The sequence below is a fragment of the Allocatenococcus thiocycli genome, from assembly GCF_921292965.1.
Classification (GTDB): Bacteria; Pseudomonadota; Gammaproteobacteria; order Enterobacterales; family Vibrionaceae; genus Vibrio; species Vibrio natriegens.
Window position 1 is genome coordinate 1 of record NZ_CAKLCK010000046.1, and the last position, 22,459, is coordinate 22,459.

General features: G+C 43.9%; 12 protein-coding genes and 4 rRNA genes. 2 read left to right on the plus strand and 14 right to left on the minus strand.

The genetic code is table 11. The features are described 5' to 3' along the window. From L9Q40_RS19340 to dusA, 11 genes are all read right to left on the minus strand, one after another. Positions 1–646: ribosomal RNA gene (locus L9Q40_RS19340) — 16S ribosomal RNA — on the minus strand; the annotation flags it as partial. 352 nt (positions 647–998) lie between these two features. Next, a 5S ribosomal RNA gene (gene rrf, locus L9Q40_RS19345) occupies positions 999–1,115 on the minus strand. Positions 1,116–1,222: 107 nt separating this feature from the next. Further along, positions 1,223–4,112, minus strand: a 23S ribosomal RNA gene (locus L9Q40_RS19350). A 332-nt stretch (positions 4,113–4,444) separates the two neighbouring features. Further along, positions 4,445–5,997: ribosomal RNA gene (locus L9Q40_RS19355) — 16S ribosomal RNA — on the minus strand. A 670-nt stretch (positions 5,998–6,667) separates the two neighbouring features. Next, positions 6,668–7,447, minus strand: coding sequence for a phosphoadenylyl-sulfate reductase (locus L9Q40_RS19360; protein WP_020334598.1), 780 nt, complete (start codon positions 7,445–7,447; stop codon positions 6,668–6,670). Then, positions 7,440–9,176, minus strand: a complete 1,737-nt coding sequence (gene cysI, locus L9Q40_RS19365; RefSeq protein ID WP_498794255.1) for an assimilatory sulfite reductase (NADPH) hemoprotein subunit — start codon at positions 9,174–9,176, stop codon at positions 7,440–7,442. Before cysI ends, L9Q40_RS19360 begins: the two co-directional genes overlap by 8 nt. Next, positions 9,176–11,047, minus strand: a complete 1,872-nt coding sequence (locus L9Q40_RS19370; RefSeq protein ID WP_498794256.1) for an assimilatory sulfite reductase (NADPH) flavoprotein subunit — start codon at positions 11,045–11,047, stop codon at positions 9,176–9,178. The genes cysI and L9Q40_RS19370 overlap by 1 nt, the downstream gene beginning before the upstream one ends. Before the next feature lie 117 nt (positions 11,048–11,164). After that, complete coding sequence (locus L9Q40_RS19375) at positions 11,165–11,395, minus strand: hypothetical protein (protein ID WP_014233130.1); 231 nt, start codon at positions 11,393–11,395, stop codon at positions 11,165–11,167. A 150-nt stretch (positions 11,396–11,545) separates the two neighbouring features. Beyond that, entirely contained in the window at positions 11,546–12,205 is a 660-nt protein-coding gene (locus L9Q40_RS19380; protein ID WP_498794263.1) for a TIGR04219 family outer membrane beta-barrel protein, read from the minus strand. A 108-nt stretch (positions 12,206–12,313) separates the two neighbouring features. Continuing rightward, entirely contained in the window at positions 12,314–12,529 is a 216-nt protein-coding gene (pspG, locus tag L9Q40_RS19385; protein WP_014233132.1) for an envelope stress response protein PspG, read from the minus strand. Between the two features lie 163 nt (positions 12,530–12,692). Next, entirely contained in the window at positions 12,693–13,673 is a 981-nt protein-coding gene (gene dusA, locus L9Q40_RS19390; protein ID WP_498794257.1) for a tRNA dihydrouridine(20/20a) synthase DusA, read from the minus strand. Positions 13,674–13,916: 243 nt separating this feature from the next. On the opposite strand from dusA, the gene L9Q40_RS19395 reads away from it, so the two are divergent. After that, a complete protein-coding gene (locus L9Q40_RS19395; RefSeq protein WP_498794258.1) occupies positions 13,917–14,981 on the plus strand; it encodes a site-specific integrase in 1,065 nt (354 codons plus the stop codon). 297 nt (positions 14,982–15,278) lie between these two features. Continuing rightward, on the plus strand, positions 15,279–16,313 hold the full coding sequence (locus L9Q40_RS19400; RefSeq protein ID WP_498794259.1) for a tyrosine-type recombinase/integrase: 1,035 nt from the start codon (positions 15,279–15,281) through the stop codon (positions 16,311–16,313). Between the two features lie 157 nt (positions 16,314–16,470). Here the strand turns inward: L9Q40_RS19400 and L9Q40_RS19405 are convergent, their stop codons facing one another. From L9Q40_RS19405 to L9Q40_RS19415, 3 genes are all read right to left on the minus strand, one after another. Then, on the minus strand, positions 16,471–17,766 hold the full coding sequence (locus L9Q40_RS19405) for a hypothetical protein (RefSeq protein ID WP_498794260.1): 1,296 nt from the start codon (positions 17,764–17,766) through the stop codon (positions 16,471–16,473). 312 nt (positions 17,767–18,078) lie between these two features. After that, positions 18,079–21,321, minus strand: a complete 3,243-nt coding sequence (locus L9Q40_RS19410; protein WP_498794261.1) for a type I restriction endonuclease subunit R — start codon at positions 21,319–21,321, stop codon at positions 18,079–18,081. A gap of 79 nt (positions 21,322–21,400) precedes the next feature. Next, positions 21,401–22,459: restriction endonuclease subunit S (locus L9Q40_RS19415; protein WP_498794262.1), on the minus strand; the 1,059-nt coding region annotated here is incomplete at its 5' end.

Here is a 22,459-nt window from a genome sequence, read left to right on the forward strand (position 1 = left end):
ATGCTATTCCGAGGTTGAGCCCCGGGCTTTCACATCTGACTTAACAAACCACCTGCATGCGCTTTACGCCCAGTAATTCCGATTAACGCTCGCACCCTCCGTATTACCGCGGCTGCTGGCACGGAGTTAGCCGGTGCTTCTTCTGTCGCTAACGTCAAATCTATACGCTATTAACGCATAAACCTTCCTCACGACTGAAAGTGCTTTACAACCCGAAGGCCTTCTTCACACACGCGGCATGGCTGCATCAGGCTTGCGCCCATTGTGCAATATTCCCCACTGCTGCCTCCCGTAGGAGTCTGGACCGTGTCTCAGTTCCAGTGTGGCTGATCATCCTCTCAGACCAGCTAGGGATCGTCGCCTTGGTGAGCCCTTACCTCACCAACTAGCTAATCCCACCTAGGCATATCCTGACGCGAGAGGCCCGAAGGTCCCCCTCTTTGGCCCGTAGGCATCATGCGGTATTAGCCATCGTTTCCAATGGTTATCCCCCACATCAGGGCAATTTCCTAGGCATTACTCACCCGTCCGCCGCTCGACGCCGTTAACGTTCCCCGAAGGTTCAGTTAACTCGTTTCCGCTCGACTTGCATGTGTTAGGCCTGCCGCCAGCGTTCAATCTGAGCCATGATCAAACTCTTCAATTTAAGATTTTGTTCGGCTCAATGAATACTGACTTCAAAACTACAAAAGTAATTTTAAAGCTATTATCGTTCCAACAGAACGATAATGAATTGACTGTGCTGAATCCGAAGATTCAATGGTCACTTCGTATCATTGAAACCTAATTTGAAACCGAAGTTTCTAATTGGATTATCATCAACGAGTGCCCACACAGATTGATAGGTCTATATTGTTAAAGAGCTTGGCTTTCAGTACCTTAGCACTTAAGCGAGGTGCGTATAATACGCTTTCCACTTTGAAAGTCAACATAAAATTCTAAAAAACTTTAGAACTCTATGGTGACTTGCTTAAATATTAAGCAAGTGCAAAATAAAAGCCTGGCGATGTCCTACTCTCACATGGGGAAACCCCACACTACCATCGGCGCTATTTCGTTTCACTTCTGAGTTCGGAATGGAAGTCAGGTGGGTCCAAAACGCTATGGTCGCCAAGCAAATTCTTACTCTCTATTTCTAGAGAAACTTGAAGCTGTTTTTAATTCTCGTTATTACACATTCAATGTTCTTACATTGAGTCCATCAAAACCCCTTGGGTGTTGTATGGTTAAGCCTCACGGGCAATTAGTACAGGTTAGCTCAACGCCTCACAACGCTTACACACCCTGCCTATCAACGTCGTAGTCTACGACAACCCTTTAGGATACTTAAAGTATCAGGGAGAACTCATCTCAAGGCTCGCTTCCCGCTTAGATGCTTTCAGCGGTTATCGATCCCGAACTTAGCTACCGGGCAATGCGTCTGGCGACACAACCCGAACACCAGAGGTTCGTCCACTCCGGTCCTCTCGTACTAGGAGCAGCCCCTTTCAATTCTCCAACGCCCACGGCAGATAGGGACCGAACTGTCTCACGACGTTCTAAACCCAGCTCGCGTACCACTTTAAATGGCGAACAGCCATACCCTTGGGACCGACTTCAGCCCCAGGATGTGATGAGCCGACATCGAGGTGCCAAACACCGCCGTCGATATGAACTCTTGGGCGGTATCAGCCTGTTATCCCCGGAGTACCTTTTATCCGTTGAGCGATGGCCCTTCCATTCAGAACCACCGGATCACTATGACCTGCTTTCGCACCTGCTCGAATTGTCATTCTCGCAGTCAAGCGGGCTTATGCCATTGCACTAACCTCACGATGTCCAACCGTGATTAGCCCACCTTCGTGCTCCTCCGTTACGCTTTGGGAGGAGACCGCCCCAGTCAAACTACCCACCAGGCACTGTCCGCAACCCCGATAAGGGGTCGACGTTAGAACATCAACACTACAAGGGTGGTATTTCAAGGACGGCTCCACGAATACTGGCGTACTCGTTTCAAAGCCTCCCACCTATCCTACACATGTAGGGTCAATGTTCAGTGCCAAGCTGTAGTAAAGGTTCACGGGGTCTTTCCGTCTAGCCGCGGGTACACTGCATCTTCACAGCGATTTCAATTTCACTGAGTCTCGGGTGGAGACAGCGTGGCCATCATTACGCCATTCGTGCAGGTCGGAACTTACCCGACAAGGAATTTCGCTACCTTAGGACCGTTATAGTTACGGCCGCCGTTTACCGGGGCTTCGATCAAGAGCTTCGACCGAAGTCTAACCCCATCAATTAACCTTCCGGCACCGGGCAGGCGTCACACCGTATACGTCATCTTACGATTTTGCACAGTGCTGTGTTTTTAATAAACAGTTGCAGCCACCTGGTATCTGCGACTCTCAATAGCTCCATCCGCAAGGGACTTCACCGTCGAGAGCGTACCTTCTCCCGAAGTTACGGTACCATTTTGCCTAGTTCCTTCACCCGAGTTCTCTCAAGCGCCTTGGTATTCTCTACCCGACCACCTGTGTCGGTTTGGGGTACGATTCCTTACAATCTGAAGCTTAGAGGCTTTTCCTGGAAGCATGGCATCAATGACTTCACACCCGTAGGTGCTCGACGTCGTGTCTCAGCCTTAGAGAGAGCCGGATTTACCTAACTCTCAAGCCTACGCACTTGAACCTGGACAACCGTCGCCAGGCCCACCTAGCCTTCTCCGTCCCCCCATCGCAATTGTAAGAAGTACGGGAATATTAACCCGTTTCCCATCGACTACGCCTTTCGGCCTCGCCTTAGGGGTCGACTTACCCTGCCCCGATTAACGTTGGACAGGAACCCTTGGTCTTCCGGCGAGGAGGTTTTTCACCCCCTTTATCGTTACTCATGTCAGCATTCGCACTTCTGATACGTCCAGCATGCGTTACCACACACCTTCAACCGCTTACAGAACGCTCCCCTACCCAATGCACTAAGTGCATTGCCGCAGCTTCGGTTTACTACTTAGCCCCGTTACATCTTCCGCGCAGGCCGACTCGACCAGTGAGCTATTACGCTTTCTTTAAATGATGGCTGCTTCTAAGCCAACATCCTGGCTGTCTGAGCCTTCCCACATCGTTTCCCACTTAGTAGTAATTTGGGACCTTAGCTGGCGGTCTGGGTTGTTTCCCTCTCCACGACGGACGTTAGCACCCGCCGTGTGTCTCCCGGATAGTACTTACTGGTATTCGGAGTTTGCAAAGGGTTGGTAAGTCGGGATGACCCCCTAGCCTTAACAGTGCTCTACCCCCAGTAGTATTCGTCCGAGGCGCTACCTAAATAGCTTTCGGGGAGAACCAGCTATCTCCAGGTTTGATTGGCCTTTCACCCCTAGCCACAAGTCATCCGCTAATTTTTCAACATTAGTCGGTTCGGTCCTCCAGTTGATGTTACTCAACCTTCAACCTGCCCATGGCTAGATCACCTGGTTTCGGGTCTATATCCAGAGACTGAACGCCCAGTTAAGACTCGGTTTCCCTACGGCTCCCCTAGATGGTTAACCTTGCCACTGAATATAAGTCGCTGACCCATTATACAAAAGGTACGCAGTCACAGGACAAAGCCTGCTCCTACTGCTTGTACGTACACGGTTTCAGGTTCTATTTCACTCCCCTCACAGGGGTTCTTTTCGCCTTTCCCTCACGGTACTGGTTCACTATCGGTCAGTCAGTAGTATTTAGCCTTGGAGGATGGTCCCCCCATATTCAGACAGGATATCACGTGTCCCGCCCTACTCGATTTCACTGAACACACATCGTCAACTACGGGACTATCACCCTGTATCGTCGGACTTTCCAGACCGTTCGTCTAACGCGTGTAAAGCTTAAGGGCTAGTCCAATTTCGCTCGCCGCTACTTTCGGAATCTCGGTTGATTTCTTTTCCTCGGGGTACTTAGATGTTTCAGTTCCCCCGGTTCGCCTCCTGTTGCTATGTATTCACAACAGGATACTTACTTATGTAAGTGGGTTTCCCCATTCGGAAATCCCAGACTCAAGTGGCTTTTACTGCCTAATCTGGGCTTATCGCAAGTTAATACGTCCTTCATCGCCTCTGACTGCCAAGGCATCCACCGTGTACGCTTAGTCACTTAACCATACAACCCGAAGGAGTTTCGAATTGATGTCAAATCACCAAAGTTGTCTCTCATTATTTGAATGAGCGAGAGACATTAGTTTGTTTCCACTTTAAAAAGCAGAGCCAAACTACGATTTTGCCGGACTCAAATATGAATAATCCGAAGATTATTCCCAAGAACACTTGAATGTGTTTTTAGTTGTATTCAATTAAGAATACTTTGAGAACTTTACAATCAAACATAAATGTTTGATTTGTCAGCTTTCCAAATTGTTAAAGAGCTATGTTAGCTACAAGCTTGCGCTTGTGAACTATCAATCTGTGTGGACACTCATCACGATAATCATCGTATAAGGAGGTGATCCAGCGCCAGGTTCCCCTAGCGCTACCTTGTTACGACTTCACCCCAGTCATGAACCACAAAGTGGTAAGCGTCCCCCCGAAGGTTAAACTACCTACTTCTTTTGCAGCCCACTCCCATGGTGTGACGGGCGGTGTGTACAAGGCCCGGGAACGTATTCACCGTGGCATTCTGATCCACGATTACTAGCGATTCCGACTTCATGGAGTCGAGTTGCAGACTCCAATCCGGACTACGACGCACTTTTTGGGATTCGCTCACTTTCGCAAGTTGGCCGCCCTCTGTATGCGCCATTGTAGCACGTGTGTAGCCCTACTCGTAAGGGCCATGATGACTTGACGTCGTCCCCACCTTCCTCCGGTTTATCACCGGCAGTCTCCCTGGAGTTCCCGACATTACTCGCTGGCAAACAAGGATAAGGGTTGCGCTCGTTGCGGGACTTAACCCAACATTTCACAACACGAGCTGACGACAGCCATGCAGCACCTGTCTCAGAGTTCCCGAAGGCACCAATTCATCTCTGAAAAGTTCTCTGGATGTCAAGAGTAGGTAAGGTTCTTCGCGTTGCATCGAATTAAACCACATGCTCCACCGCTTGTGCGGGCCCCCGTCAATTCATTTGAGTTTTAATCTTGCGACCGTACTCCCCAGGCGGTCTACTTAACGCGTTAGCTCCGAAAGCCACGGCTCAAGGCCACAACCTCCAAGTAGACATCGTTTACGGCGTGGACTACCAGGGTATCTAATCCTGTTTGCTCCCCACGCTTTCGCATCTGAGTGTCAGTATCTGTCCAGGGGGCCGCCTTCGCCACCGGTATTCCTTCAGATCTCTACGCATTTCACCGCTACACCTGAAATTCTACCCCCCTCTACAGTACTCTAGTCTGCCAGTTTCAAATGCTATTCCGAGGTTGAGCCCCGGGCTTTCACATCTGACTTAACAAACCACCTGCATGCGCTTTACGCCCAGTAATTCCGATTAACGCTCGCACCCTCCGTATTACCGCGGCTGCTGGCACGGAGTTAGCCGGTGCTTCTTCTGTCGCTAACGTCAAATCTATACGCTATTAACGCATAAACCTTCCTCACGACTGAAAGTGCTTTACAACCCGAAGGCCTTCTTCACACACGCGGCATGGCTGCATCAGGCTTGCGCCCATTGTGCAATATTCCCCACTGCTGCCTCCCGTAGGAGTCTGGACCGTGTCTCAGTTCCAGTGTGGCTGATCATCCTCTCAGACCAGCTAGGGATCGTCGCCTTGGTGAGCCCTTACCTCACCAACTAGCTAATCCCACCTAGGCATATCCTGACGCGAGAGGCCCGAAGGTCCCCCTCTTTGGCCCGTAGGCATCATGCGGTATTAGCCATCGTTTCCAATGGTTATCCCCCACATCAGGGCAATTTCCTAGGCATTACTCACCCGTCCGCCGCTCGACGCCGTTAACGTCCCCCGAAGGTTCAGTTAACTCGTTTCCGCTCGACTTGCATGTGTTAGGCCTGCCGCCAGCGTTCAATCTGAGCCATGATCAAACTCTTCAATTTAAGATTTTGTTCGGCTCAATGAATACTGAACATTACATAAAGTAATGTTTGAATTGACTGTGCTCTTATTGGTTTTCACTTTTGAAAAAGTAAAACAAAACAGCTCAAGGCTGCTTCCCAATTCGAATGGTCACTTCGTATCATTGAAACCTAATTTGAAACCGAAGTTTCTAATTGGATTATCATCAACGAGTGCCCACACAGATTGATAGGTTCTTATTTTTAAAGAGCTACTCTTCTTTGCGATTCGCATCACTTCGGAAGAGGCGGCCATTCTAGCGAGATAATTTTCTGTGTCAAACACTTTTTGCTTTTTATTTTACTTTTTAAAAGTAAAGGCAATTAACTATTTCGCTTTTCTTTTTGACCTTGTCGACTTTGCTTGAACCCTTATGAGCGCTTGCCCTGTCGACGAGGTGGCATTATAGAGATCGCGCTCACGTTGGCAAGCGTTATTTTGCAAAATTTGCAAAAATAATGGTTAAACGATGACTTTTCACTCAAACCCTTATTTATCCAACTTTACCCCTAACAACCAAACAGGTTATCCACAGAGTTATCCTTAAATACCTGTTTTTGCCCCCTGCTTTTTACTTCTATAAGTAAAAAAGAGAGCTGCTTTACAGCAGCTCTCTTTTTATAGGAGATGGAGACCGAGCTCTATCTCTTCTTATATACCCGAACCATCTTGTTCAGAGTCATCATCTTCGTGAAGTCCACATTCACGCTTCAAACCAAAGAATCGAGTTTCTTCCTCTGACATTCCAGGTTCCCACTTCTGCGTTGTATGTGTATCACCTACAGAGAGATAACCTTCATCCCAAAGTGGATGGTATTTCAGTCCGTGTTGCTCTAAGTAATAGTGGACATCTTTATTCGTCCAATCGATTACTGGCAAAAACTTAAATACGCCATTCTGAATTGATAGTATCGGCAAACCTGCTCGAGATTTGCTTTGCTCTCTGCGAAGGCCAGAAAACCAAGTTCCGACTTTAAGCTCTTTCAATGCACGACGCATTGGTTCAACTTTATTGAGTTTGTTGTACTTCTCGATCCCTTCAACACCCTGCTCCCAAAGTTTTCCATAACGAGCTTCTTGCCAATGAGCACTTTCTACTGCTCGGTAAACTTTTAGGTTGAGGTTCAGTTGCTCGGTTAACTCATCAATAAAGCGATAGGTTTCAGCAAACAAATACCCGGTATCCGTTAAGATAATTGGGATGTCTGGTTTTTCTTGAGTCACAAGATGAAGCATTACTGCGGCTTGGATACCAAAACTAGACGAAACGGCAAACTCTCCGTCTAGGTTTTCCAAAGCCCATTTTACTCGCTCTTGTGCCGAAAGCTGTTCAAGTTCGACATTGATTTGGGCAAGACGGAGGATTTGCTCCGTCTTAGTTAATGTCAGCAACTCTGCCAGCTCCGGTTTGGAAGCTACAGAATCAAGCATGCAAGTCCCTCTTAGATACTTTGACTTCTTGAATGATGCCAGCGCGGATTGCAAAATCACCAAATCCTTCGCCAGTTTCACGCTCTGTAGCCCAACGACCTACAAGCTGATCAATCTCTTCTAGTATCTGTTTGTCAGTGATGTTTTCTTTATACATCTTCGGAATACGTGTACCCGCTCGGTTACCGCCTAGGTGAAGGTTGTAACGACCCGGTGCTTTACCTACTAAACCAATTTCCGCCAACATTGCGCGGCCACAACCGTTAGGGCAACCAGTGACACGCAGAATGATGTTGTCTTCTTCAGGTAAACCGTGTTTTTCCAGGATACCTTCTACATCAGTAACAAACTGAGGTAGGAAACGTTCGGCTTCCGCCATTGCAAGCGGACAAGTCGGGAACGCCACACACGCCATTGAGTTTTTACGCTGTTCACTAACGCTATCATCAACTAGGCCATGCTCACGAGCGATCTTCTCGATTAGCTCTTTTTGATCAGCCGGTACGCCCGCAACAATCAGGTTTTGGTTCGCTGTCATGCGGAAATCACCTTTGTGAATTTTCGCGATTTCAGCGACACCCGTTTTTAGTGGCTTACCTGGGTAATCCAATAAACGACCATTCTCGATAAACATCGCTAAGTGGTGCTTACCATCAATGCCTTCTACCCAACCGATTCGATCACCGCGTTCGGTAAACTCGTATGGGCGGCTTTCTTCAAACTGAATGCCAGCACGTTTTTCTACTTCCGCTTTAAAGACGTCAATACCAACACGATCTAGTGTGTATTTAGTTTTCGCGTTCTTACGGTTTGAACGGTTACCCCAGTCACGCTGAGTCGTTACAACTGCAGCGGCAACATCGAGTGTCTTTTCTAGTGGAACAAAACCAAAGTCGTCTGCACGGCGAGCGTAAGTTGACGTATCGCCATGCGTCATTGCCAGACCACCGCCAACAAGCACGTTGAAACCAACCAGCTTGCCGTTATCTGCAATTGCGACGAAGTTCAGGTCGTTCGCGTGTAAATCCACATCATTTTGCGGAGGGATCACAACGGTCGTTTTGAACTTACGTGGTAAGTAATTTTTACCAAGAATCGGCTCGTCTTCTTCTGTTGATTCGACTTTCTCACCGTCTAACCAGATTTCAGCATACGCACGCGTTTTTGGAAGAAGATGCTCACTGATCTTCTTCGCCCACTCGTATGCTTCCTGGTGCAGCTCAGACTCAACTGGGTTCGTAGTACACAGTACGTTACGGTTAACGTCACCTGCCGTTGCAATTGAATCGATACCAATACTGTTCAACGTTTGGTGCATCAACTTGATGTTTGGCTTCAGTACACCGTGGAACTGGAACGTTTGACGCGTCGTTAGACGAATACTTCCATATAGAGAGTGCTCTGTTGCAAACTTATCAATCGCTAACCACTGTGTTGGGGTAATAATACCGCCAGGCATACGAGCACGAAGCATCACGTTATGAAGAGGCTCAAGCTTTTGCTTGGTACGCTCGTTACGGATATCGCGGTCGTCTTGCTGATACATACCGTGGAAACGAATTAACTGGAAGTTGTCTGCGGTAAAACCACCAGTAATACGATCCTGTAGGTCTTGCTCAATAGTGCCACGTAATAGGTTACTTTCTCTTTTTAGACGCTCGTTATCAGATAGTGGTCCTAGCTCTTCGCCTAATACAACCTGCTTATTATTCTCAGTCGAAAAAGTCATTAGTACACATCCCTCTGATAACGTTTCGCTTTACGTAAGTCATTAATAAATTGTTCTGCTTCATCGCGAGCCAGTTTACCTTCCTGCTCTGCAACAATAACAAGTGCGTCATGAACATCTTTTGCCATGCGGGTAGCATCACCACATACATAGATGTAAGCGCCTTCTTGAATCCACTGCCAAACTTGCTCAGCGTTTTCCAGAATACGATGTTGCACATAAACTTTTTCTACTTGGTCACGGCTAAATGCCACATCCAGACGACTTAGCGCACCTGACTTAAGGTATTTTTGCCATTCAACTTGGTACAAGAAATCTTGTGTGAACGTGCGGTCGCCGAAGAACAGCCAGTTTTTACCTTCTGCATCACGGTTTTCGCGCTCTTGAATAAAGCTACGGAATGGAGCAATACCAGTACCCGGGCCGACCATGATGATTGGTGTATTGTCGTCTTCAGGCAGTTTGAAGTTGTTGTTGTGTTCGATAAACACTTTAACTTCACCACCTTCTTCCAGGCGTTGTGCCAAGAATCCAGAAGCGCCACCGTAACGTTTCTCTTCGTTGTGATCGTACTCGACCAAACCAACCGTCAAGTGTACTTCTTCATCGACTTCTGCCTGGCTTGAAGCAATCGAGTAAAGACGAGGAGTCAGACGACGCAGTAAACCAACCAGCTCATCAGCCGTTAGCTTAGTTTTCTTCTCTGCTAACACATCAACGATTTGCGTGTTTGCCGAGTACTCACGAAGCTTGTCTTTATCTTCAACCAGCTTTTGCAGCTTCTTGCTACCAGAAAGCTCTGCAAACTTAGTCACAAACTGAGGGTTAGATGTCGTGATTTCGTATTTACTCACTAGCGCACTGTGAATAGACAGACTCTCGCCATCAACCTCTACCGTTTCAACACCTGACAGGCCAACTTTGCCAAGAACCGCATTTGCCAGTTCTGAGCTGTTTTCATACCACACACCTAACGCATCACCTGGCTGGTAAGTAAGACCAGAGTCTTCCAGATCGATTTCGATATGGCGAACGTCTTTACCTGAATCTCGGCCAGTGATCTTTTGACTGGTCAACAGTGTCGCTGTGTATGGGTTCTGCTTGTTGTATTGCGAATGCGTTGCCGCTGCTTGTCCAACAGGAAGTTGCACAACTTCAGCTTCGTTACCGGATGAAAGTGTTTCTTTTACTTTCTCCAGTGCGCTCTTACGCCATTCAGTAGCAGGTGCTTCGTAGTCAACGTCACAGTCAATGCGGTCGATAAACGGCTTCGCACCTAATTTTGATAAATAAGTGTCGAAGTCTTTACCTGTTTGACAGAAGAATTCATAGCTTGAATCGCCAAGCGCAATAACACCATACTGAAGGTTAGGCAGTTTTGGCGCTTTCTTCGATTGCAAGAACTCATGCAGCTCAATGGCATTATCTGGCGCTTCGCCTTCACCATTCGTAGACGCGACGAAAATAACGTGCGTTTCTTTAGCTAGGTTTTTGCCTTTGTAATCGCTGGCATCAAATAGCTCAACGGCAATTCCTTCTGCTTTTGCTTCTTGCTCTAAAGCTTCAGCGACACCTTTGGCATTACCTGTTTGAGAAGCAAAAATAATACTCAGTTTACCTGCTGGTTTTGCTGATACAGCGGCTGCAGCTTGCGTAATTGGCGTAGCCGCTGCACTCGGTTGATTTTGAGCCAAACCCCAGAAGTAGCCACTGACCCAAGCAAGTTGTTGCGAAGACAACCCAGAGACAGTGTTTTGGAGTGAATTAAATTGTTGGTCATTCAGCGGGCTAGCGATTGGAGGAACTCCCCCTTGCCCGTTATTATCATCAGACACATTATTGTGTGAATACTCATTCTTTTGAAAAGACATTATCACGACATCCCTATTCATTGCGTGACGATAGAGTACCCACTCTCCTTAATAACAAGAAAGAATAGAAGTGAATGTTTTATAACTTTTTGGAAGTAAGAACGGCTTAGTTTTTGCTCAACGGTCTTCAATGCGGACTTGTTGAAACCCTACGGCCATCGCTGACTTTGATGCTGCATCCAAATCTTCATAAAGACATTCTTCACCATGATTGTCTGTCAGAAACACGAATCCACCTCGTGCATGCCTAAACTCCACGACCCAACCACCTTCTTGGATCGACGGTTCAATAATGGCTTCCACAAGCTGGTTTTCACGAAATAGATGTCTTAATTCATTTATTGTCATCGCTATCCCTGCTCTAACTTTCACATTGATCCTAGATAAGCATGGTCTAACTGGAGAAAATAGGCAGAAAAATTCGATTACATATAATGAAGAGGTATAAAAAAACGCCGCTTATAATGCGACGTTTTAAAACCAGAACCGTTAATCGGCTTAAAAAGTGTATTCAGCATTCAAGAAAAAGCCATCGGCGAAAATGAACTCTTTACCTAAACTTGAAAGAAATTGTTCTGATTCCAAGTCTATCACTCGATAGCCACCACGAAATGCCAGTTGGTTTTCTTGCAAAGGCAGTTTGTATTGAATGCCTGCCATTAGATCTGTGCTTTTAATGCCTTTACTGTCACCAAAGTTCATTTCTCCAATCACATCAAAATTGGTATTTGGAACGGTTATTTCCGCGTAGCCGTACCATGCCCAAATTAGGTCATCAAAATCTTCAGTGCGAGGAGAGGTGCCAGCATCAATGTACTTCGTATCACTTAAATTACTGAAAGTAAGGCCGGCATCAAAGTGCAATAAATCATGCTCTAACACTTGGTAATAAAGTGTCAGATCTAATTTATCAAAGCCCATGTAATCAGCATCAATGCTGGTATATCGCAAGCGTGCATTAGGAACGTATTTTACGTCATGTTCAATTGCGGCATAGAATGCGCCAGTCGTACTGCTATCTCTTCTGACTTCGTTAACTTTTGTATCTGCCGCCCAGACATCCACGCCAACTTTGGTGGAAACGGAAGACTCAGCGAAAACAGGAAAAGTGGCTGCCAGCGATAGTGCTGTTAAAGCGATGGTCGCTTTATTTGTCATGTAGTGTGTTCTCCGAGATAGCTGATATTCAACAGTTAGGGTATGAGTAGAAATATACCACACTTTCATACCCCTCCATCAACTAAATCAATGAGATCAACGGATCGCCTATTTGTAGCGAGGCTGCGCAACCACGTTTTTGAAAAACCAAATACCCAATGCGATGACAATTAACCAAGGTAGCAGTTTTAGTACCGCACCTATCATCCCCAGTAAAAACATCACAACCAGAGCAATACCTGTTGCCGCGAATACTGTCACCATTGTGATGCCCGTTACTAATAGGGTCGCCGCAAAGACTAAAAGAAAGATCAGCTCCAACATAATTACTTCTCCATACATTTTTCAAATAACAGAGCAGGTAACATGCCAACTTGGAAGAACTAACATAAACCTTTGATATATAAAAACAAAAAAGCCAGAGGCATTTCTGCGCTCTGGCTTACTCATTCTCTAGTTGGTCATTTTAACCAACCACTGGTGAATTTTACACATTCAACTCTTTTGGGATCTTCGCTAACGCATCTTGCAGCACTTCTAGGCCAGAACCAGGCTTGTGCGCATTTTCACTGATATGACGACGCCATTGACGAGCACCCGGCATGCTTTGGAATAAACCCAGCATATGACGAGTAATATGACCAATATATGCGCCTTTTGCGAGTTGCTCTTCAATGTAAGGGTACATTTCTTCTACAATTTCGCTGCGCTTTTTCACCGGAGCACTCGAACCAAATAGTTCTTGATCGACCGAGGCAAGAATATACGGACTTTGATAAGCTTCGCGGCCAATCATCACACCATCAAGATGTTGTAGATGCGCTTTCGCTTCTTCTAACGATTTTACCCCGCCATTGATAGCGACAGTTAGATGAGAGAAGTCTTTCTTTAACTGGTAAGCACGCGGGTAATCCAATGGTGGAATCTCGCGGTTTTCTTTCGGGCTAAGGCCACTTAGCCAGGCTTTGCGCGCGTGAATGGTAAACTGCTCACAACCGCCTTTCTCAGACACTATCGACACAAAATCCGTCAGGAACTCGTAAGAGTCTTGATCATCAATGCCGATACGTGTTTTTACTGTAACGGGTACATCAACCACGTCTTTCATTGCGGCGACACAGTCTGCGACCAGCTGAGGCTCCGCCATCAGACACGCACCAAAGCGACCGTTTTGCACACGATCAGATGGGCAACCCACGTTCAGGTTGATCTCATCATAACCACGCTCCTCGGCAAGCTTGGCACACTTAGCCAGGTCTTCAGGGTTCGAACCACCCAACTGAAGGGCTAACGGATGCTCCTCTTCGTTGTAAGCAAGAAAGTCTCCTTTTCCATGAATGATCGCGCCTGTGGTCACCATTTCAGTGTACAGCAGGGTTTCTTTGGTCATTAAGCGATGGAAGTAGCGACAATGACGATCGGTCCAATCCAACATGGGCGCAACAGACAAACGAGATGGATGAAACATTCAAAAAACCTCTATATAAATCAACACATTAGAAAACAAACACGCTAACGTGTTTCGCTATATTTTGCCTCTTTTAGCCACGTTTTTCGCTTTAGGGGACTACGAGGGGACTTTTTAGGGGACAATTTTACCCCAAAAAATTGAGCGGCGATTATACATAGCAGCTGTTGAGTCTTCAAACAACGCATAGAAACAAATCTTTCTCTTTTCGACATTCAATTATGAACAACTAAGGAATGCGAAATGGCAACAATCACTATTGAGAAGGTAACAAGAAAGACGGGTATAAAATATAAAGCTCGAGTTCGAATTTTAACTCCCGATAAGCAGCGCCTAGAAAAATCTAAAACTTTCGAAAAAAAATCGCTCGCACAAAAGTGGGCTAAGCTCATAGAAAAAGAAATGATGTCCGGTAATACTCAAGATACGATAAAACCTTCAAGCATCTTGATCGGTGATTTAATAACACTATACCTAACCGATCCTTTCACCTCCAAAGATCTCGGAAGAAGCAAAGAAGCAGTTTTAAGCCGTCTACGTAGTTATGAAATAGCGCTTATAAAAGCAGATCAAATTACTGCGAATGATCTCGTACAACATTGCCGAACTCGGTTATGTGAAGGTACTAAACCATTACCACAAACCGTATATCAGGATATAACCTACCTACGCTCTGTACTAAATGTTGCGGGGCCGATGTTTGGCTTTGAAGCAAACACCCGCGCACATGATGATGCGATGCCTACCCTAGTTAAATATAATTTAGTTGGGCGTAGTAATCGCCGTGACCGCCGCCCAACAGAACAAGAATTGTGTCGTATAGAAGAAGCCTTGAGAAAGCGAGAACAACACCACGCATCTCATATCCCCTTAGTTGATATATTTCATATATCTATACTGACATGTATGCGCCTCGGAGAGATCACTCGCATTACTTGGAAAGATTTAGATATAAACAATCAAACTGTAACCATCAGAGACAGAAAAGATCCTCGTCGGAAAATCGGCAATCACTGCACAATACCACTTTTCAAAGAAGCTCTAGAGATCGTAGTTCGTCAACCAAAAACTAAAGAAGACTCCCGTATATTTCCATACAATTCAACATCTGTGGGTGCTGCTTGGCAACGAGTATGTAAAGAATTAAAAATTGAAGATCTGCATTATCATGATTTAAGAGCAGAAGGAGCTTGTCGACTGTTTGAGAAAGGAATGAACATCGTCGAAGTGTCAAAAATAACTGGCCACCGTGACATCAACGTACTGAACAACGTTTATCTCCGACTTGGAGTTAAAGCAGTTCACTAAAGTCGTATTTAAAGAGCAGACTTTCCTCACATCTGCTCTTTATTACCCCTCAATATCCATTTCTATTTGCAAATTCAGCAATAAAAACAGAACAAAAAACAAACACATCCCCCTTCAGAAAAAGGTTAACTCCTCTGACCAGAAAACAATCTAGAACACAAAAATCTAAATTATCTGCACCAAAAGAATTAATTAGCATATGCCAATAACTTTTGCCAAAAATAACCAATAGACATGAAAAGCTAATTCAGGCACAAATAAAAAAAGACAAACATTAATAAGGAATATCATTATCTTATGCAGATTTACCTTGAAGAAGTTCCACGAAAATACGATAACGCATACAAAGTTAGAGGCCGTCAGGAGACTGATGGCAAAATCAAGAACATATGCAAAACTTTTAATACAAAAGCAGAAGCATTACGCTACAAAACCAAACTAGGAAAAATCAAAAAACAGATGGTATTAAGTAAAGAGCTATCTGTCGCTAATGTCATAGACATGCTTGCTAACAATCCTGAAATCCAAGAGCGATTGTCTAAAAAGCGCTTCACAAATGTAGTAAAACTTAAAAAGTACGATATCGCATTAGTAACAGCTAAAAATGTAACTGAACGTCATATAATCGAACTTATCAAGCAACGGACAAGTGAAGGTGCAGCAGAAAGCACAATAAACAAAGATATCAGTGATTTAAAAATGGCATTTAAGCTTGCTAATACCTTATTCGGTACATCAATACCGCTATTTGTTATTGATGATGCAAGATCTACAGCTAGAACATTAAAATTTGTAGCACGACCAGTTCCGAGAGATCGCGTACCTTCTTTATCAGAGATGTTCACTATCCTTAAGGCTGCTAGAAGATTATCTACCACTTCATCTGTTCCTATATCCGCTATCATTCGATTTGCAGCGAGAATAGGTCTGAGAAGAGGAGAACTAGCAAATTTAAAATGGGAAGATTATAACAAAGACAAAAATATTCTAATCATTCGCTCTCGAAAAGACCCAAGACATGATCACAGGTATGATTCTTGTATCCAACTGGAAGATAAAGAAGTAAAAATATTAAATGAATTATCAAAAGATCATGAATATATCTTTTGGAATAAAAAAGAAACCATAAGCAAGTACTTTAAAGATATTTGTGATGCATTGAATATTGAAGATTTGCACTTTCACGATCTAAGAGCGGTTGCATCTATTATGATTTACAAAAGAACAAAAGATATTGTCAAAACAGCCAAAATAACTGGTCACAAAGATCTAAACACATTAAATAATTTTTATCTCAGATTAAATATAATAGAGAAAACATTATTACACTAATTACTAACGATAAAAACAGTAAATATATCCTACCTATTAAAATGATAGGATCATAAAAATAATAAGAAAAATTAATTTAAACAATTACTTTAGATATCCAATAATAAAATTAATATATTATTGGATATCTAAAAATAGAACCACATATTTTAATAAATTAAACACTATATTCATCAGCTAACTTATTATTATCTATTAAACTCTTTCTCTTATCTATACTATTATTAATATCAGTCAAATAATCACTGAGGAATGAATAAATAAAATCATTATCTCTCAGATAGTTAATTGCAGCTTCAAGACTGTATTTTTTCTGTAGCTCTTCTTCATGTTCATTTAACAATCTTTCATATACATTTACTTTATCACTTTTATATCGACAAGAAATATATACATTCTTAATTTCCTTTCTTTCTTTTTCTATATGCAGTTCTGCTTCTACATCCATCCCTAAACTATTTATTTTCTCAATTGGTTTTCTTAGTACAAGTTCAATTAGCTTTGCATTCGTATCATATTTCTTTTTATCCAATAAAATTCTATTATATCTTTTAACAACATCATCTTCGTAAAGGTAGAAAACATGCTCATCTATAACTACCTTTTCCAAACGATTTAACTCATAATCTCTTCTTTTCTCTATAATAGAATTCGATAATTTACAAGTATTTAAATCAGATATCCCTAGTCTCTCTCTTATTGTATCAGGTGAGCCTAATCGAATAACCTTCCATTCATCCTTTGTTCTATCTGTACTCAATTTATATTTTATTTGTTTAAACCAAAAGTTACTATAAGTAGTATTAAGTTTGATTAAATCCATTAAATTTAATTCTGTGTATTTTCTTCCACCAACAATATACGGAATAAAATTTTCTTCAAGAATAAACTCAACAATATGATATGATTTTTTTGGTGATGACTGTAACTCTTCTTTACGATTTTTATATTTTATATCAGTTTCTTTTTCATAAACTGAATCTAAAAAAATATCTACCCACTTTTCTATTTCATAGTCAAATACAATCATCTTTCTATTTACAGATTGAAATGGCTTAACAGATATCTTTTCTACATCATCACCTTTTTTATCTATAAATCGCTCCCGAAGACTAAATGAACAACCTGAAAGTTCTTCAATTGCTTTATCTAATAACTTGTAGTCCTTGCCAACATTCGCATATTTATAAATGTCATTAACAACCAAGCGAACGATACGGTCATTGATATTTTTATAGGTGAAAATAACATTTTCTACGCTTAAATCATCAGCTAAGCGAGAACCATCAGGACTAGCACACTCAGCCCAAAGCTTACTTGTATCAAAGCTACTAGTAACCAAATCAAAAACCGATAGAGCAGCTTTTCCAAGTCCTAAATTTGCGTAAATTAACTCATTTGCAGGTCTTAACTTTTGAGATTCTTTTATTCTTGTCGGTTCAATATCAAACATTTTTCTATAACATTTAGTCTTTCTTTTAATGTAACTAGTTTTTAATTAACAATTCAATAGATAGCTGATTGGACCAGAATCAAATCACTAAGCACTCGTAAAAAATGTGAATAGCTCGTATAAAAAGAAAATAGCTCTCTAGAAATGTGCTTGGGTCGCCAGAAATTTTCAATCTTCCAAGTTAATTCATTAATAACAGATAGTTAATTGAAGTTCGTTTTGACATAAGTTCTTCAAAAGATCTTAATTATTTATTAAATAAGGCGAAGTACTAAAGTACTTCCACCTTGGCTATAACAATTTTATCAAGCTTTACTTACTGAGCATATCAAACACGACTCGTGCAAACTGTCGCGTTTTCTCAGGGTCGGAAAGGAGTTGCATCATCTGCTCTTGGTGCGCTTCATTGCTACTCAGAATCGCATCATCAATCGCACGCGGGAAATCGCCAAGCATCGCTTGCTCGCGAGTGTTATTGGCGATTTGGCTCATTACTGTTTCGTTCTCTGTGAGTTTGTCACGCACCGTAAAGACATAATTGATCATGTCTTTGTCGGTCAGATTATCGGTGACAAACACCTCGTTCAGTCGTTCAATAATATAAGACAGGAACTCTTCTTTCTTGTCCTTTGGTTTGGCTGTGCCAACGTCGTTACTTGGATGGAGCTTGTATTCCGGCGTGTTTTCCTGAAGTTGAATATCTTGCTGTCGGATCTTCGATAGACGATAGTGACTCATGACCACATTACCAAGATCAAGCTCATCTTCTTCAATAACCTTCTCGCGCAACATTGGGCGAAGGTGGCGTGCATAGAGGCTAAGTTTCTCTAGCTCTTTGTCATCGTAATCGACAATCTGCGACATAAACTCATAGAAGCGCACAAAGCTGCCTAAGTCCTTTTTGAATATCTCTAAGCGGTCTTTTTCCTGCTTGCACTCTTTAAAGGTGTTCTCGGCATTAGCGATTAACACCGAATCGCCCGTTTTCTTGGTGCGCTCAAACACGTTCTTAGCATGAATGTATGCTTCTACCGTAGAAGTATAACGCTTGCGCCAACGGTCTATCGCAGGCTTACAGATATTACTGATAGCCGCATTAGACTTGTTCTTGGTGAAGAAGGCATCAACGAACTGCTCTACCTCCGACCATAAGAAAATACCGCTAGCACGCAGCTTCTCTGATAGGTCGAAAATCTTGTCAGGGTCAGTGACATCCTCAAGCTCTGCCACTTGATAATAAGGCTGGAAAGCATCAAGAATATCTTGCGGATCGTTGTAGAAATCGAGCACAAATGTGCCACATTCCTCTTTCCCCGGATGAGAACGGTTGAGGCGAGAAAGTGTTTGTACACATTCAACGCCAGCGAGCTTCTTATCTACGTACATAGCGCAAAGCTTTGGTTGGTCAAAGCCCGTTTGGAACTTGTTTGCTACCAGCATGACTTGATAATCATCAGTATCAAAGGCTTCGCGCATATCACGCTTCCCTAGTTCAGGGTTCATGTTGTGCTCTGTGAACTTTTGATCCATAAACGCAGCGCTGTCTGGGTCGGCGGCGTTAAACTCCACTTCTCCAGAGAACGCCACCATCGCTCGAATCCCCGCATAACTATTTTCTGCCACGTATTTATCAAAAGCCAGTTTGTAGCGCACAGCCTCTTTACGAGAGCTAGTGACCACCATGGCTTTTGCCTGACCACCTAATAAGCCCATCACATTCTTTTTAAAGTGTTCAACAATCACCCTAACTTTCTGTGAGATATTGTGGTCATGAAGGCGCACCCAGTTATTGAGCTTCACCCTAGCTTTACCTGAATCGACCTCTTTATCTTCCGCTTCCAGCTTTTGTTTGAGCTGATAGATCACCTTGTAGTTGGTGTAGTTCTTCAAAACATCAAGGATAAAGCCTTCCTCAATCGCCTGACGCATTGAATATATATGGTAAGCCACTGGCAAGTTACGTTTAGAAGCTGGCTGCTCGGGATCAGGTCTACGACCAAACATCTCCAACGTTTTTGGCTTTGGTGTGGCGGTAAAAGCATAGTAACTCAGGTTGGCACTACCTTTACGTGCAGCAATGGTGGCATCCAGAATGTCTTCTGACGATAACTCAGTGTCATCATCGGCTTCATCCGTCATTAACACTTCTTTGAGCTGGCGAGCAGTTGCACTTGTTTGTGAGGAGTGCGCTTCATCGGCAATGATGGCGTAACGGCACTCTTTGAGTGACGTTGAGTTCTCAATCGCCTTTAACACATGCGGGAACGTTTGAATGGTCACGATGATTATAGGCTGAGAAGTTTCCAGTGCCGATGCCAGCTTCTCTGATTTCGAGCCATCACCCTCTTTGCGGTTGATACGCCCTACCACACCATCAGCATGTTCAAACTGATAGATGGTATCTTGTAGCTGATCATCCAGTACTGTGCGGTCAGTCACCACAATCACCGAATCAAACTGCTTATTACCCTTTTCATCATGTAAGGTCGAGAGTTGGTGCGCCGTCCATGCTATCGAATTTGACTTACCCGAGCCTGCACTGTGCTGGATAAGATATTTATTACCTGTGCCTTCTTCAATCGCGGCATTAACCAGCTTGGTTACCACATCCCACTGATGGTAACGCGGGAAGATCAGGGTTTCTTTCTTGGTTTTACGCCCCTCCCAATCTTCCTTTTCTTCAATTTGAAGATGGATAAAGCGCCCGATGATATTAAGCAGGTTGTCTGGGGTTAATACCTCATTCCACAGATAATCTGTCGCGTATCGGTTTTCATCTTCTGGAATATCATTGCCCTTGCCACCATCATGCGTACCTTTGTTAAACGGCAAGAAGAATGTCTCTTCACCCGCCAGCTTGGTTGCCATGTAGACTTCATACTGGCTTACCGCAAAATGCACTAAGGCACCGCGCTTAAAGCTCAAAAGTGGCTCCGGCTTTTTGGTGGCAGGGTCTTTCGGTAAACGGGTCAGCTTGTACTGCGCAATGGCGTTTTCTACCGCTTGTTTGAACTCAGATTTCAGCTCAAGGGTAGAGACGGGCAAGCCGTTAACAAAGATCACCAAGTCAATCCGCCACTTCTTAGCTTGCTTGCCTGTCGCTTCAAATTCAGCTTGCGTGGCATACGGGCTGTAAACCAGCTCTGGCACGATACGGCAAATGTTGTGCTGATAACGTGCCAAAGTTTCAGGGTTGAGATTATGCTCTGGCTTAAACTGACACATTTCAAAGCGGGCATTGCGGATTTTCAAACCGTGACGTAATACACCCAAGGTGCCAAAGGTACGTGATGCGCGATCAGTCGCGTTCTCATCGGCTTTTTTAAGCTGTGTGACTAAGGCATCAAGGAAGTGGCGCTCAGAGTCGGTCGGGAAGACTTTGCAGAACTTCTCCCACTCTTTCGGCTGTGTCTGTTTGATAAAAGTCAGCACATCCGCTTCATACAATGCCGATTCGCGGTTGTAGCCCTCACCAGTGCCTTGCACCCAGCCATTGGCCACCATCTGGCTGATGATGTCGTCCTGAAATACCCGTTCTTGTGTAGTGTCTTTCATAACCTTGTTCTTCTAATTCTTGTTAGCCAACCAAAGCGAAAAAGCCACTCTGCTTTATTAAGCGAGAGTGGCAATATACTTAAGCGGTTTGTTCCAACGCTTGATCTTGATGTGTTGGCGCTTGCCAGTTGCGAACATCAATCTTGCCAGTGACAGCGGCTGAGATGAGAGCTGTACGGCGTTCCTGCATCAAATTTATAGCTTTTTCCGCTTTCTTCTCGATCTCATCCAGCTTTTTACAATTAGCAAGAGCAAGATCTGTCACATACTTTTGTTTTTCATAACCAATGGCTCTTATAGGAAAGCTTTTTATTTGTTCGGGACTTATGTGAGGAACGCTAACCCCTGTTAAGTCTGCCTCTACAAAACGTTTAAATTCGTTGCTAGCTAAACATAATTTTACGAAGGGTTGATATGTTCCTTCTAAGCTCCGTATCCTTGCGACTCGTTGTAGCAAAAAGCATGGTAGATCACTGTTTTTGATCTCAGCAACGCGTGCACCAGATGAGATCCACGGACGATCCATACCAAAGACAATATCACCTTCTTCAAGCACGAACTCCTTCAACTTTGGGGCATCACTCGCAGGCCAATAAACTGTTTCATTCCATTTGATATGGTCAACACCCACATTGATTCCTCTCAAAAGAGAAATAGCATCGCTAGGCTCTTGCTTAAATCCACTGCTTGGAAATGCGTACCCCGATAACAAATCAGTGAAATACGACAGTTTTGCGGCTCTTTCCCCATCTTTGGCACTCACCGCATGGCTTATCACCGCTTGGCGTTTTTCTTTCAGCAGCTTAATCAGTTGCTGCTGCTTTTCGATCAATGTGTCAATCTTGGCGGTTTCGTGATCGAGGAAGTTGGCGATTTGGGCTTGTTCTCCAACTTCAAATAGTGGCAACCAAATATTACTAAACTGCTCAAAAGAAATGGACTTACCATCTCTTAGGCTATCCGTAGATGCCTGCAATGCAGCAATGTAGGGTTTGGACTTCAGAAGATATTTGTAGTAACGAGCAGACACATTCTTTATTGCTTCTAAAACTGTGTATGCGGGAGAAACACAACCAACATAGGCACTGTGTTCGATTCCCCCCTCAAAGCTTCTTAAGCTAATGACAAAGTTGTCTTT

Excerpts from the sequence above, each read along its gene's own strand:
- L9Q40_RS19360 (WP_020334598.1), bottom strand. The coding sequence starts at position 7,447 with ATGCTTGATTCTGTAGCTTCCAAACCGGAGCTGGCAGAGTTGCTGACA.
- cysI (WP_498794255.1), bottom strand. The coding sequence starts at position 9,176 with ATGACTTTTTCGACTGAGAATAATAAGCAGGTTGTATTAGGCGAAGAG.
- L9Q40_RS19370 (WP_498794256.1), bottom strand. The coding sequence starts at position 11,047 with ATGTCTTTTCAAAAGAATGAGTATTCACACAATAATGTGTCTGATGAT.
- L9Q40_RS19375 (WP_014233130.1), bottom strand. The coding sequence starts at position 11,395 with ATGACAATAAATGAATTAAGACATCTATTTCGTGAAAACCAGCTTGTG.
- L9Q40_RS19380 (WP_498794263.1), bottom strand. The coding sequence starts at position 12,205 with ATGACAAATAAAGCGACCATCGCTTTAACAGCACTATCGCTGGCAGCC.
- pspG (WP_014233132.1), bottom strand. The coding sequence starts at position 12,529 with ATGTTGGAGCTGATCTTTCTTTTAGTCTTTGCGGCGACCCTATTAGTA.
- dusA (WP_498794257.1), bottom strand. The coding sequence starts at position 13,673 with ATGTTTCATCCATCTCGTTTGTCTGTTGCGCCCATGTTGGATTGGACC.
- L9Q40_RS19395 (WP_498794258.1), top strand. The coding sequence starts at position 13,917 with ATGGCAACAATCACTATTGAGAAGGTAACAAGAAAGACGGGTATAAAA.
- L9Q40_RS19400 (WP_498794259.1), top strand. The coding sequence starts at position 15,279 with ATGCAGATTTACCTTGAAGAAGTTCCACGAAAATACGATAACGCATAC.
- L9Q40_RS19405 (WP_498794260.1), bottom strand. The coding sequence starts at position 17,766 with ATGTTTGATATTGAACCGACAAGAATAAAAGAATCTCAAAAGTTAAGA.
- L9Q40_RS19410 (WP_498794261.1), bottom strand. The coding sequence starts at position 21,321 with ATGAAAGACACTACACAAGAACGGGTATTTCAGGACGACATCATCAGC.